The following is a 13714-nucleotide window of genomic DNA, read 5'->3' as shown; positions in this document are numbered from 1 at the left end:
AACATCCCATGGGAAATACGATGGCGTTACAAAATAAACTATCTTTTCACTATACATAAAAACAGGAAACAGACTCAAAAGAATCTGCTTCCTGTTCTTAGTTCGGAATATGAATCGCTCGTTGATCTGCAGCCATTACAGCTTCTCGAATAACCTCGCTTAAGGTTGGATGGGGATGAATGGTTTCCAAAATTTCTTTAGTCGTTCCGCCCTGCTGCATCACCACTGCCGCTTCTGTAATTAAATCAGTGGCACGTTCACAGAGTAAATGAACGCCAATGAGTTTATTGGTTTTTTCTTCCACTAACACTTTCGCAAAGCCATACGTCTTATCCATTGCTAATGCCTTTCCGCTAGCTTTTAGCGGAAACTTCCCTACACGATAGTTCATTCCTTTTTCGGCTGCCATTTGTTCTGTTAAACCCACACCTGCGAATTCCGGATCAGAGTAAACACAACCAGGTGTAACCTCGCCATGAAAGATTTCCTTGGCACCTAAAGCATTTTCTGCCGCAATTTCACCTTGAGCTGAAGCATAATGAGCCAACATTACTTGGCCTGTACAATCGCCAATCGCATAAATATGAGCCACATTGGTTTGGGTCCGTTCATTGACTAAAATCCGCTGTTTATCCGTTTTGACTGAAGTATTTTCTAAACCTAAGCCTTGAGTATAGCTTCTGCGCCCTACAGCAATTAATAATTTTTCAGCAGTAAGTTTTTCGTTACCTAGGGAAAGGGCAACGCCGTTCTCATGAGAAGCTACTTCTTCTACTCGAACACCTAGTTGGAAATTAATCCCTGCTTTAGTCAGTTTTTTCCGTAATAATTCAGCCAGCTCTTGATCCATTGCGGGTAAAATTTCTGGTTGTTCTTCCACGATGGTCACTGTCACACCAAATTGGTTGAAAATAGATGCAAACTCAATTCCGATGACGCCTCCACCAATGATCAGCATCGAAGCTGGCAATGCTTCTAAGCTGAGAGCTTTGCTTGAATCTAGCCAATCAGAATAACTGTCCAATCCCTTAATCGGTGGAATAAAAGGCTGAGAACCGGTTGCAATGATTATTTGATCGGGTTGTAAATTGATTTTTTCACCATCTGTCCTCGCGACTTCAAGCGTTTGATCATCTAAAAATTTTGCGGTTCCCTGCAGCACTTCAATCTGATTGGTTTTCATCAAGCCTTGAACCCCTTTGACCAGCTGCTTAACCACACGATCCTTGCGTTTCATCACTGTTGACCAATCGAAGCCTTCTATAGCTGCCGAGATTCCAAATTTTTTGGCCTGCTGAACTTGTTCTAAGGCTTCTGCCGATTGCAGTAAAGCTTTGGTAGGTATACAACCAACATTCAAGCAGGTGCCACCCAGTCTTTCTTTCTCAATTAAAATGACTTTTCCACCTAGTTGTGCTGCACGTATGGCTGCCACGTATCCACCCGGTCCGCCGCCGATAATTGCAATGGTTGTTTCCAAGTCGCATCCTCCTTATTGCTAGTTTTAGCTTGCTTCTATTCGTAAGGCAGCAGCTCTGTAGGATTTTCCAACACTTCTGCCAAGCGGGTTAAAAACCTTGCCCCGGTAGCCCCGTCAGCAACGCGATGATCCAAGGTTAGAACCGGCTGCAGAACCGAAGCCGCAATCAATTGATCGTTTTCATCCACATAAGGCTTCTTGGCAATTTTTCCGATGGCTAGAATGCCTAATTCCGGTGTATTTACAATAGAAGAAAAAGTTTCAATGTTAAACATGCCTAAGTTGCTGATTGTAAAGGTTCCCCCGGTTAATTCCTCCATTGAAAACTTGCCTAGCTTGCTTTTTTCTTTGATTTCGTTTAATGACTGCTGCATTTCCGTTAATGATTTTGCATCGGCTTGATTGATTACCGGTACCAGCAGTCCCCGTTTCGTGTCACTGGCAATTCCCATGTTCACGGAGTCTACCGCCTCCACCAAACCATCCACGAACCGTTGATTGATCTCTGGAAATTCCTTCAAAGTCAGTGCAACTGCTTTGGCAATAATCGCTGTAAAGGACACTTTTTCTGGTAAATTTTTACGGTAGGCCATCAAGTTGTCACAGCGGACCGTTGTGCTCAGTTGAAACTGAGGCACATCGGTCCAGCTGCGGATCATTTGTTTGGCCATGGCTTTTTTGATTCCCGTCAGCTTTTTTCCTTCACTACTCATCGACTTCAATCCATGCGATGGTTTCGCCAATATCTACTGTTGCATCTTCCTCTTCAACAATTTCAGCTAAGACACCGTCAACGGCTGCCTCCACATCAGTCGTCGCTTTATCGGTTTCAATTTCCAGCAAAACCTCACCCTTTTTCACTGCTTCGCCTGCTTTTTTGTACCAAGTGATGATGGTTCCTTCATCCATATCCAAGCCGATTTTCGGCATAATTACTTCTTTTCTCATCTGCTAGTCCTCCAATTTAGTAGTTGGCAAATTCTGGGTTGTATACTTTTTCTGGCATGCCGCCATCCAAGAACAAGGATAACTCTGTGAATAATTTATCATACGAGCGGTCATAAGGGTCCATGCTGCAGCCGCCGATATGGGGGGTCAGCACCACATTGTCTAATTCAAGCAAAGGATGATTATTTGGCAATGGCTCCACTGGATAAACATCCAACGCCGCACCAGCAAGCTCGTCCTTTTGCAGCATCTCAATCAATTTGTCATAATCCATTACAGCTGCTCGAGCCGTATTGATTAAATAAGCAGTCGGCTTCATTTTACCCAGTATTTCTGCTGAAACAATTCCCCGCGTCCCATCATTTACTGGCAAATGGATCGAAACAAAATCAGATTCTGCCATTAATTCCTCTAATTCCACCAACCGAATATCAGCTGAAATATCCTCTTGCTTAACAAATGGATCATAAGCCAAAACCTTCATGTCAAAGGCTAATGCTCGTTTAGCCGTTTCACGACCAATTGCCCCAAAGCCGACTAAGCCCATCGTCTTCCCAGCTAAAGTTGGCCCTTTGTACTGCAGATAAGCAAATTTCTCAGGTGTCGAACCGACCCAGTTGACATCCGTTACACAAAAACCATTTTCCACGTAGGTTTTGTCATCGGTGATTACTCGATTTTTAATCAAAAGATTTCCTTTAGAAATTCCACGGCTGACGGCAATCATCATGCCAATCGTGAAATCTGCTACCGTGTCCTGATTCCGTCCAGGGACGTTGAAAATAGGAATTCCACGTTTGGTCACAGCATCCACATCGACATTGGCGTGTGCTCCCCCACGAACTGAGGCAATGACTTTCAGGTTCTTAGCCTGATCCAAGACTTTTTTCGTTAACGGATCAAATTCAATGATGATGGCATCGCAGTCTTCCAGTGCATCTGCTAATTCGTCCTCCGTTAAAATCCGCCCCAATTCAGTCATGCCAGCAAATTTAATTTCTGAAAATAAGGTTTTTAACCGTTGGATATTTTTTTCATCTATATAAGTCGTAATTAGTAGTTTTATGATAACCCTCTCCTTAGCTCAATGTTTTTTTGACAGCTTCAATCACTTGCTCTTCATCAGGTACATACGCCATTTCCAAGTTTCTAGCAAAAGGTACTGGTACATCCGGTGCAGTCACTCGTAAGACGGGCTTTTTCAAATAATCAAAGGCAAACTCTTGGATTTGTGCCGCAATTTCTCCACCGAAGCCTGATTTTTTAACAGCTTCATGGACCACAATGGCGTGCCCGGTTTTTTCTACCGATTTTAAAATTGGTGCCATATCCAATGGTTCAATACTTTTTATATCAATGACTTCCGCACTAATCCCTTCGTCCTTGAGTTTCTTAGCAGCCTTTAAGGAAACATCTACCATAGCTGAATAGGAAATGATTGTAATATCTTCTCCCGCTTCCTTAACTTCACTTTCATAACTGACTTCATAAGGTTCCTCTGGTACTTCACATTTACGTTTGTACAAGGCTTTATGCTCTACAAAGACCACTGGATTGTTGTCACGAATCGCATGTAATAACAATCCCTTCGCATCATAGGCATTTGATGGCATTACCACCCGAATACCCGGGACATGCGACAAAATATTTTCCAACGATTGCGAGTGCTGAGCCCCATTTCCCAGTCCGGCACCGCATTGTGTGCGAATGACTAAAGGAATACTTACCCGACCACCATACATGTAACGCATTTTCGCTGCCTGATTCAGAATTTGGTCAAAGCACACTCCGATAAAATCCATATAAGACAGTTCAACAATCGGGCGTCGGCCAATCATGGCTGAACCAATCCCGGCACCGACAATCGCAATTTCTGAAATCGGCGTATCTCTCACACGTTCGCCGCCAAAATTGTCCAACAGGTCATAGCTGCAGCGCAGCTGACCGCCGTAAACAGCGATATCCTCCCCGATGGTAAGTACATTTTCGTCACTGTTAAAAGCAATGTGCAATGCTTCGTTAACCGCCTGACGCATTGAAAGTTTCCGCATAATTATCTCCTTCCTATCCTTTAGAAAATACTTTCCATTCAATTTCTTCAAAGGTTGGATCATACAAATCATCCGTCATATCGGCAATCGAAGGCTCTGGGTCTTGCTTAGCTTGTTCCGAAGCAGCTAATACTCGTTTATTTTCTGCCTTTTCAATTGCCTTCAATTCGTCTTCGGTTACGCCATAGTCATTCATCAGCAACTGTTCGCAGCGCAGGATCGGATCTTTTTCCCGCCATTTTTCAACATCTGCGCGATCACGATAATTTTCATTATCACCAAAATAATGACCGGACATGCGATAGGTATCCATTTCTAACAAGACAGGCCCCTTACCTGCTAAAACATACTCTTTCACCTCGGCGAAGGTTTCATACACCTTCACCAAATCATTCCCATCAATCGTAATGCCTTTAATGCCATAGCCCTTAGCACGATCCGAAATATTTTTAATGTTCATCGACTTTTCTGTTGAGGTAGAAATACCGTACTTGTTATTTTCGCAAATAAACACTACCGGCAGGTTCCAAATCGCGGCCATATTCAAAGACTCATGGAAGGAGCCTTCGTTTGAAGCACCATCGCCAAAAAATGAAACCGATAAATGTGGTTCATGAGCAACCTGCAAGCCCAATCCAGCGCCCATTGCCATGGGAATCCCGCCACCAACAATTCCGTTGGCTCCTAAGTTTCCGGTTGCTAAGTCAGCAATGTGCATCGAGCCACCTTTTCCTTTGCAATAGCCAGTTTCGCGCCCCATCAGCTCAGCGAACATTTTTCTTAAGTCAGCACCTTTAGCAATACAATGACCATGTCCTCGGTGGGTTGAGGTAATGTAATCCTTGTCACTCAAGTGAGCACAGACCCCCACGGCAATTGCTTCCTCACCGTTGTACGTGTGAACGGCCGCGCGAGTGATATTGGCTTTGGCTAATTCGATCGCTTCATTTTCAAATTCACGAATACGGATCATAGTTTGATAAAGTTTTAACAAAGTTTCTTTTGAAAGAGTCGTATCCAACGAAATTCCTCCTACTTCCTATTAAGGTATTCATTTTTCTTGGGAAAAATGAGTTTGTTTTTCAGTACGTATATCATTCAGCTTAACTTATTGGTTGCTTGATTGCGTTGAAATTCTTTATTCCTTTTTGATTCTTGATCCTGAGAAAAGTTGAACTGACACCCTACTTCATATTAAGGTATTCATTTTTCTTGAGAAAAATGAGTTTGTTTTTCAGTACGTATATCATTCAACTTAACTTATTGATTCCTTGCTTGTGTTGAAATTCTTTATTCCTTTTTGATTTTTAATCCTGCGAAAAGTTGAACTGACATCCTATTTCCTATTAAGGTATTCATTTTTCTTGAGAAAAATGAGTTTGTTTCTCAACACACATCGATCAATTAAGACCAAAACTTCAAGGCTTGATCCAATTCTTCATGGTTTTTGGCTGCTTCGACTACTGGGACTTCTTCCATGACTGCTTCGATTGCTTGCAGCAAGGCTTTCGCACCAGAGACGGCGCCTTCTGGATGTCCGTAAATGCCTCCGCCTGCCATCAAGATGGTTTCATTCCCCAATAGATTCATTAAGTACTCAATACTGCCTGGATGCACACCACCTGCTACAGTAGTAAAGGCTGCCTCAATTGACTTCATTGGCGTTGACAAGGCACTGTGGGTTTCAACTAATTCATCAGTGGTCGTTCCAAAACGTCCTGTGTCTGGATAAACCAACGGCATGTCCATACCAATTAAACGCGGCAATTTCCCACAGCTTAAGGCTGCTGACATACCGTTGTTTGCTGAACGATAGTACGCGCCGGCTCCAGCACAGTGACCGAAAATTGGAATTTTGATGTTTTCTTTCTTCAAGAAACGAACCAGGTCTTCCGTTGCTGCCCAGCCTAACGCATTGTAATTGACCATGATCGAGTTGGCACCGGCATCAATCGCAGCTTTTGCTCGCTCAATGACATTTTGGCCGGTAATATTTACAGCATATAAAGTAGATTTGTCTTTCCCAACTTCTTTTAAATGGGCCATTACTGTTTTCACTCGATCAATCATTGGCGAGTACGCCGGATCACTTAACAGCTCATCATCTTTGATTACATCTGCTCCGCCCAGCGCCGCTTTTGCCGCACCAGCTGCACTGGCTTCAGGAGGAACACCGATACAAGGCTTCAAAATCGCTCCCACTAATGGCCGTTCCTTGATTCCTAGCAATTCGCGAATGCCGCTAACACCCATTAAAGGACCAGTAAATTGTTCCAGCATTACTTCTGGAAACTCAATATCAACCAAACGAATGCCATCCTGGGCTAACACATTTCCAGCAACTGTACTGATGACCATCGCCATGTACGCTGGGAAATTGGCAATCGGGAAGGCCACTCTGGCAATACAAGAAATCCCATCTGACATTGGATAAACGCCAATCACTTTTGCTCCATACAGTGCAATAACCTCTGGCGTTTCACCTTCAACATGGGTCCAGGTTCCAGCACTTTGATCGGCTGCCACCAGCTTTACCCAATCATAAAGATCCGGTTCTTTTTCAGACTTCATGTAGTAAGTCGCAATTACAAATTCATTGTTTAAGCCTTCTGCCATTTTCAGTGTTTCAAATTTCATTGTTTTTCCCCATTTCTGAGATTATTTTCTTGCATCCTCAAGCTCTAATACCTTTTGATTAATGATGTCGCGTAATTCTTCTGGCTCCCGACACTTCAGCAGCCTTTCAACATTTTTGTCATCCAAAACAATTTTATGAAACTGAGTAACCGCATTGATATGCATGTCATTATTCAAGGGCGCCACTACCATCAGAAGTGAAACCCAGCGTTTTTCATTTGGAAAATAAATGGGTTCCTTCAGCTTCAGCAAGCTCATGCCGACACTGTGAACATCATTCATACCCGTTGTGTGGGGCAACGCCACTTTAGGTGCAATCGAGAAATAAGATTCCCCTTTAGGATAGTTGGCAACAATTCGCTCTGCATAGGAGGCTTCCACTATTCTATTTTTAACTAGCGGCTGACTGCACAAAACAATCGCCTCCTCTAATGAGAGCGGATCATTGCTTACCTGAATATGATCAATCGGCAATAATTGTAATAAGGATGGTTTGTTATAGTACGACAGTGTTGATAATTGTAGAGAAAATGGTTGCAGGGTAATATCTAGAAAAGCCTCCAACCCTTTTTTATCCTTGATCGTTACAAAAGGTTCATTACTTTCAATAAATTGATTAATCTGTTCCTTTTTCATTAATTCCTGTTTGGGTCCATAAAAACGGATTTTCTTCAGTACATTTTTTCGCAGCCACAGTTTTTTCTCATCGTTAATTACTGGATCAACCACAAAGAGAAACTGCTCGGTGTCAAAATACACAGTGGAAAAGATCACATCTGCGGGCACCTCATTTTTGACAAAATCCCGTTTAGACATGTAGCCAATAAAGACAAACTCCGGAAAAATTTCGCGTAGGACATTGGTCAGCAGCAACGATTCTGTCAGGCCGTTTTCACACAAAACAACTGCTTTAGGTTTGTTTTCAATGTGGGCATTTTGTGAAAAAATCAGTCCTACAAACAGCATGGTTAAATAGGCTAATTCATTTTCTGGAAAGCTGGTCTGCAGCTCCTGCTCAATTGGATCAATTACCTTGCGTACGATAGAGTGAATATAGCTGTATTCCTGCTTCACTCTCGTTGAAAGGTCATTAGCAAGGGGGATGTCGTACTTGATTCGATAAATGGCTGGGATAATGTGCTGATAAAACTTCAAGTAGATTTCTTCCTTTTGATGAAATTTTATCGCCATGCTGTTCTCAAAACGCCAGACCATCTCACAAATCAGATGATAGTACGGATCTTTTTCATAGGTCTCCTGCTTCACCTGACTAAGTACCAGGCTGGCACCCAAAATTTGAATGATCAGAAAACTAATATCCGCCTCGCTGACCGTCTCCAGCGGAAGATTTTTTACAAAAATCTCGCGCAAAATTTGGAAGGAATCTTCTTGCTTCAATACAGCTAAATCAATCAGATCCGCTTCTTTTAGCTGATGCTGATTATTTGCTCGTTTTAATAATGCTTCGATAATGAAGGGCAGACGATAAATCATCTCGTCAGACAAGCGAATGCTCATGCCCTCTTCAATTTGCTTAAAGAAGTCATGATAAAACTTCCCATCCCGCAGCTCAAGAAAGCCATTTGTCGCCACCATCTGTTTGATACGATCAGTTTCACGAATACGTTTCAACAGCATTCTGCGGATCGTAATTTCATTGCCCTCCAGATAGTAGCCCTTTCGACGGTTGTAATGCAGCTGAATCCCTTGCTCCTCGAAATTCTTTTTCACGTCTTTTAAATCATTCAAGATGGTATTTTTGCTGGCCTTCAAATCAATCGAAAAATGTGCCAATGATGTGTCGTTTTGCAGCATCAGCATAAATTCAATTAACGTTTTTCGTTCAGTATCAGAAAGCCAGCCAGTGTCATTTTCTTTTTCGATAATCAAGTTCAGCTGCTCCATGGTCAGGCGACCAGTCAGCATATTGTTCTCTTTTTTTAATGGAGCAATGTGGTTTTCCAGTAAATATTGATTGGCTTTTTTCAAAGAGTAATCAATCTGGGTTTTATTTAAGGAGTATTTTTCAGACAGCTCCGACAAATCAATCTCCTGACTAGAAACAATTTCATGCAAAAGATCAAATATTCGACGATCCATTTCTATCACTCCCCCAGTTTTCTTCTATCTAAAAGTCAATCGATTTCCTTTACTCTGTTGATACTTCACCCGCAGCCGGCTCTGGAACATACTCATCACCCAGCGCTTGTTTTTCTAAATATTCATGAATGCTGTCGCGTTTCGTACGGACAAATAAGTAGCAGCCCACATACACAATAATCGAGAGCCCAATCAGCAGCGGACTTCCATTCAAGAAGATTAAGAAGAGCAGTCCATTTACCCAATTGGCTAGCAGGATAATACTAAAGATCATCATGGCACCTGATGGAATCTCATAGCCAACGCTGACGGCCAAATCATTGAAGATTGGCGCAACCGCAGTTACCATATACAAACCACCACACAGATAAACCGCACCAATAATCACTGTCTTGAAAATATTCCCATTGGTCATAGCCACGATTGCTTGAATCAAATAAGGAATACCAATCAAGTCAATCATCGGCAATGCTTGGTTCCCTGGCAGAATAACCGCTAAGATCAAAATAATAGGAATCAAAATCATACCTGAAAGCAACGTTGCTGGTTCTCCGTAACCTGCCGCATCATTGATGGCGATGTACCATTCTCTTTGACCGCCTTTAGTAGACTTCTTCGCATTTTTCTTAGAAGCCGAGGTGATACTTGAGAAAGCCGAACTGAAAATTGCCGCAATTTTAGGGAAGATTGCCATGATAGCTGCTGTGGCAACGGCCAGTTGAACCGCTTCGCCCCAACCTTCCAACGTATTTAAACGTGTCAAGTTCCCTAAGATTCCTAAGATCAGCCCCAACAGCAAACCAAGTGTAGTTGCTTCTCCAAACAAACCTAAACGCTTTTCAATGGTTTGAGGATTTAACTTAATCTTGTTGGCACCTAATTTATCCAATAACCAGTTCATCGCCAAGGTTAACGGTACCGGTGCTGAATCGTGGGCAATTGCTAAGGTTGCTCCTGGGATACCATAGTATTTGGACCACCGTTTTTCCGTAATTTCAGAAAGCATTAAGCAATACAAATTAGTTAAGACCATCAGTAAAATTGCCAGCCATGTATTGCCTGTCACTAACTGAAGCATCGCACCCCAGATCATGTAGGAGTAATTGTTCCACAGATCCGACGGCTGAAAAATATTGGTGAAGCGAATGGCAAACAGGAATGTCTGCATCACCAAGCCAAGTGCCAAGAAGACTAAGCTGATTTTCGCTGAGTAAATAATTCCCGCAGTCGGCTGCCAGCCAGTATCAATAATATTCATGTTGATCCCGGTTGTTTCGACCATTCGTTCAATGACCGGAGCAAGAATCGGTGTGTAGGCACCAATCAGCAAGTTAAACCCAATTAACCCAATCCCACAGTTCAGAGCAGATTGAAAAGCTTTCTTTGGCTTTACCTTCATTAAGAGACAGATAACGAAAAGGACGATTGGAACCACTACAGCCGACCCAAATGCGTTCATAATATCCGATAATAGATTTAAAAAGTTATCCATAGTTTAGAAATCTCCTTCCTGTAGGATTTATAGACTTAGCCCCTTTACCGCTTCCATCAATTCTTCTTCGAACCCCTCTTCATCTGTTCCAGTCAGAAGACCAATTGCATTAATCGTCGGCAGATCATATTCACGTTTTAACGGACTGGTATGCACGATAATGTCAAATTCACGATTCGCCAATAGCTCGTCCACCCCGTTTGGATTGCACTCTACCGTTTGTGCCTGATACCCTTCATCGTCCAACATATCACGAACATTTCCTGCGATCATGGAACTCGTCACCGAGCCTGACCCGCATACAGATAACACATTGATTGTTCTCATTTTTAAAGCTCCCCCTTTTTTAAAATGCACTTTCCAGTAGCTCAAATACCTTCTCATCCTCGACTGACTGCAGACAGCCCGTCATGAATTCCTCTGAGGAAAACAGCTTCATTAATTTTTGCAAAACCGACAGCTGCTCCTCACTTTTCATCAAGCCTAAAAATAAAATGATCTTCGGCTTTACTTCAGCTTTCTTAGTAGCCATTTCATTGAATACGATTTCATTTGCCGGTCTCACAAAGGCAATGAAAGGTTTTTTTACATGAATCGGGTCTGCATGTGGAATCGCAACATCGTAAAGCTTGGTATGCAGGCCTGTTGGAAATTCTAATTCCCGTTTTTTTAAAGCCTCGCTGTAATTTTCATGGACCAATTCCTTGTCATGCAGCCAAGCAGCTATTTTATTAAATAGCTCCTCCTGACTCTCATAATATTCATCAAGCTTCACTAACTCACGATCAAATGCCAACAACTGGGAATTACTCACGACCATCCCTCCTATAAATGTAAAGGTTCTCATTATTCAGCGCCGAATTTCGAAAAACATTTTCTTTACACTCACATTATATTTTCAATTTGGTCAAAAGGTAAAGAATGATTCAGCCCAACTTTTCTACCTAAAAAATAAAAATAACAATAAAGATTGTGATGTTCGCTATCTATTTCTTAGTATTAAAATAAAAATTAGTCCCATCGATAACTGATAAAATTGCTTTTCCCCTACAAAAAAAGGAACCTCCCGTACAAACATTATTGCACAGAACGCCCTCCAGCTACGAAAAATTATTCATCTTTACCTGATAAATAATTGAAAACGAACAAGTACTCACTATAGATTTTTAATGAAGTTAGCGCTCCCTTCTACAAAATCAATCTGCTGATAACCGCTGCTTCACAAGCATCAAAAACTTGTCTAACTTCTGTTATTTCGTTATAAAAACAAGTGATCGATAAGCTTAGTTTCATTGTGAAAAATTGATCATTCGTTATTTGATACCCGTTACAACCCTTTTGGCTGAACGAAAAGTTGGAGTGTGCCTACCGTTCAAAAACTATTCCGAAATCAAAAAGAGCAGTCTAGGATTTTTTGGCACACAATCCCACACTGCTCTTCCTCATTTACTTAGTTAAAAATAGCTACAACGCCTTGCGAACGGCATCGGCAATTTTTTCAATTTTCGGTCCATAAACTACTTGGATATGGGTATCTGAAGGTTTGATGATCCCCATACTTCCCGTTTGCTTCAGAATATTTTCCTGCACCAGATTCATGTCATCAACATCTACCCGCAAGCGAGAAATACAATTATTGACCACCTTAATATTCTCACGTCCGCCTAAGCCGGCAATGACCTGCAGTGCCAAGGAATCTTCACCCTCCACCGGAGCACCCGCAACTGGTTCATCCTCATCAATTTCCTCCGCAACATCAATCGACAGATTTTTCGCCGTTAAATATTTCTTGAAGACAAAATAGTAAAGCACAGCATAAATTGGTCCCACTACCAGCACCATGTACCAGCGTGAGCCTGGCTGCATGACACCCCATACAATATAATCAATTAAACCGCCGCCAGTATTTCCGATTGCTACGCCTAGAACCGACATTAACAAGAAGGATACTCCACCCATAAACGCATGGAACAAAAACAGCAGTGGTGCAATGAACATAAAGGAGAATTCCAACGGTTCAGTGATTCCAGAAATAATGCTGGCAGCCACACCGGCAATCATCAATGCTTTCACCCGATCCTTTTTCTCAGAAGGACTGGAACGATAAATAGCTAATGCCGCTGCCGGCAAACCGAACATCATAAACGGCATTTTTCCCTGCCCTAAAAATTGCGTAAACGGACGCAGCGTATCAATATCCACCTTGTCAAAGAATTGCAGGAAGATATTCAAGCAGCCTTCCACTCCTTCGTACACGCCACCTACCGCAGTGGTTCGGAAGATACTATTCAACACATGATGCAGCCCTGTCGGAATCAGCAGGCGTTCCAGGAATCCAAAGAAGAAGACCCCCAATGAACCGGCGCTGCCAATCAGCGTACCTAAAGCCGTAATTCCGGCTGAAATCGGCTGCCAAACAAACGGGGCAACTTGTCCCAAGAGACCCATAACCAAAATGACCACAATAGCAACGAATCGTTTCCCTCCATAAAAGGCAATCGCTACTGGAAATTGAATTTTGTGGTATTTATTGTGTAAAAAGGCCACAATAATCCCTGTTAAGATGCCGGCAACTGCTCCCATATCAATCGTCTCGACACCCAAAATCGGGGCAACTCGCAGCGAATCAAAATTGCCAAAGCCAGAATTCACCACCGTACTGGCACTTACCAAAAACGTATAATAGCCAATAAAACCAGCAAATGCAGCAATCCCCTTGTCCTCTTTAGCCATCCCCAACGAAATCGAAATCGCAAACAGCACAGGAATTAAAGTAAACACAACCCCGGAAATGGTGCGCAGCGTATCGATGACATAAAAAACAGCCGGATTTTCCAAAAACGGCAATGCTGCCACCACCTGATCCTTCAGCAAAGCCCCTGAGATTCCTAAGAGAATCCCACAGGCTGCCAAAGCGGCGATGGGCATCATCAAGCTGCTACCTAATGTCGAGAAAAAATCCATTATTTTATTCTTTTTCATTGCTTTTCCTCCTCGCCTCGCCGG

Annotated in this window: 12 protein-coding genes; all 12 read right to left on the bottom strand. The window is 42.5% G+C overall.

Annotated elements, in window-relative coordinates:
- Positions 1 to 97: 97 nt before the first annotated feature.
- The gene (lpdA, locus tag I588_RS05605; protein WP_010757997.1) at positions 98 to 1480 is read right to left on the bottom strand and encodes a dihydrolipoyl dehydrogenase; all 1383 of its coding nucleotides are present in this window, start codon (positions 1478 to 1480) and stop codon (positions 98 to 100) included.
- A 35-nt stretch (positions 1481 to 1515) separates the two neighbouring features.
- Positions 1516 to 2193 (bottom strand): dihydrolipoamide acetyltransferase family protein, encoded by a 678-nt coding sequence (locus I588_RS05600; RefSeq protein ID WP_010757996.1) that lies wholly within the window; start codon positions 2191 to 2193, stop codon positions 1516 to 1518.
- Positions 2186 to 2428 (bottom strand): biotin/lipoyl-containing protein, encoded by a 243-nt coding sequence (locus I588_RS05595; protein ID WP_010757995.1) that lies wholly within the window; start codon positions 2426 to 2428, stop codon positions 2186 to 2188. The genes I588_RS05600 and I588_RS05595 overlap by 8 nt, the downstream gene beginning before the upstream one ends.
- A gap of 16 nt (positions 2429 to 2444) precedes the next feature.
- Positions 2445 to 3470 carry a 2-hydroxyacid dehydrogenase gene (locus I588_RS05590; RefSeq protein ID WP_281169982.1) on the bottom strand — a complete coding sequence of 342 codons (1026 nt, stop codon included), beginning with the start codon at positions 3468 to 3470 and terminating at the stop codon, positions 2445 to 2447.
- 37 nt (positions 3471 to 3507) lie between these two features.
- Complete coding sequence (locus I588_RS05585; RefSeq protein WP_010757993.1) at positions 3508 to 4479, bottom strand: alpha-ketoacid dehydrogenase subunit beta; 972 nt, start codon at positions 4477 to 4479, stop codon at positions 3508 to 3510.
- 13 nt (positions 4480 to 4492) lie between these two features.
- Complete coding sequence (locus I588_RS05580; protein WP_010757992.1) at positions 4493 to 5500, bottom strand: thiamine pyrophosphate-dependent dehydrogenase E1 component subunit alpha; 1008 nt, start codon at positions 5498 to 5500, stop codon at positions 4493 to 4495.
- 383 nt (positions 5501 to 5883) lie between these two features.
- Entirely contained in the window at positions 5884 to 7116 is a 1233-nt protein-coding gene (locus tag I588_RS05575) for a RuBisCO large subunit C-terminal-like domain-containing protein (RefSeq protein ID WP_010757991.1), read from the bottom strand.
- Between the two features lie 21 nt (positions 7117 to 7137).
- On the bottom strand, positions 7138 to 9216 hold the full coding sequence (locus tag I588_RS05570) for a BglG family transcription antiterminator (RefSeq protein WP_010757990.1): 2079 nt from the start codon (positions 9214 to 9216) through the stop codon (positions 7138 to 7140).
- Positions 9217 to 9265: 49 nt separating this feature from the next.
- Complete coding sequence (locus I588_RS05565) at positions 9266 to 10708, bottom strand: PTS galactitol transporter subunit IIC (protein WP_010757989.1); 1443 nt, start codon at positions 10706 to 10708, stop codon at positions 9266 to 9268.
- 27 nt (positions 10709 to 10735) lie between these two features.
- Positions 10736 to 11035, bottom strand: a complete 300-nt coding sequence (locus tag I588_RS05560; RefSeq protein WP_010757988.1) for a PTS sugar transporter subunit IIB — start codon at positions 11033 to 11035, stop codon at positions 10736 to 10738.
- A gap of 19 nt (positions 11036 to 11054) precedes the next feature.
- The gene (locus tag I588_RS05555; protein WP_010757987.1) at positions 11055 to 11522 is read right to left on the bottom strand and encodes a PTS sugar transporter subunit IIA; all 468 of its coding nucleotides are present in this window, start codon (positions 11520 to 11522) and stop codon (positions 11055 to 11057) included.
- Between the two features lie 650 nt (positions 11523 to 12172).
- The gene (locus I588_RS05550; RefSeq protein WP_010757986.1) at positions 12173 to 13690 is read right to left on the bottom strand and encodes a PTS transporter subunit EIIC; all 1518 of its coding nucleotides are present in this window, start codon (positions 13688 to 13690) and stop codon (positions 12173 to 12175) included.
- Positions 13691 to 13714: the final 24 nt, after the last annotated feature.

The sequence above is a fragment of the Enterococcus pallens ATCC BAA-351 genome (assembly GCF_000407485.1).
Classification (GTDB): Bacteria; Bacillota; Bacilli; order Lactobacillales; family Enterococcaceae; genus Enterococcus_A; species Enterococcus_A pallens.
The sequence above is the reverse complement of the archived record's forward strand: the minus strand, read 5'-3'. Positions and strand labels throughout refer to the sequence as shown.

Coding starts and splice junctions, on each gene's coding strand:
- I588_RS05600 (WP_010757996.1), bottom strand. CDS start 2,193: ATGAGTAGTGAAGGAAAAAAGCTGACGGGAATCAAAAAAGCCATGGCC.
- I588_RS05575 (WP_010757991.1), bottom strand. CDS start 7,116: ATGAAATTTGAAACACTGAAAATGGCAGAAGGCTTAAACAATGAATTT.
- I588_RS05570 (WP_010757990.1), bottom strand. CDS start 9,216: ATGGATCGTCGAATATTTGATCTTTTGCATGAAATTGTTTCTAGTCAG.
- I588_RS05565 (WP_010757989.1), bottom strand. CDS start 10,708: ATGGATAACTTTTTAAATCTATTATCGGATATTATGAACGCATTTGGG.
- I588_RS05550 (WP_010757986.1), bottom strand. CDS start 13,690: ATGAAAAAGAATAAAATAATGGATTTTTTCTCGACATTAGGTAGCAGC.
- I588_RS05585 (WP_010757993.1), bottom strand. CDS start 4,479: ATGCGGAAACTTTCAATGCGTCAGGCGGTTAACGAAGCATTGCACATT.
- I588_RS05560 (WP_010757988.1), bottom strand. CDS start 11,035: ATGAGAACAATCAATGTGTTATCTGTATGCGGGTCAGGCTCGGTGACG.
- I588_RS05595 (WP_010757995.1), bottom strand. CDS start 2,428: ATGAGAAAAGAAGTAATTATGCCGAAAATCGGCTTGGATATGGATGAA.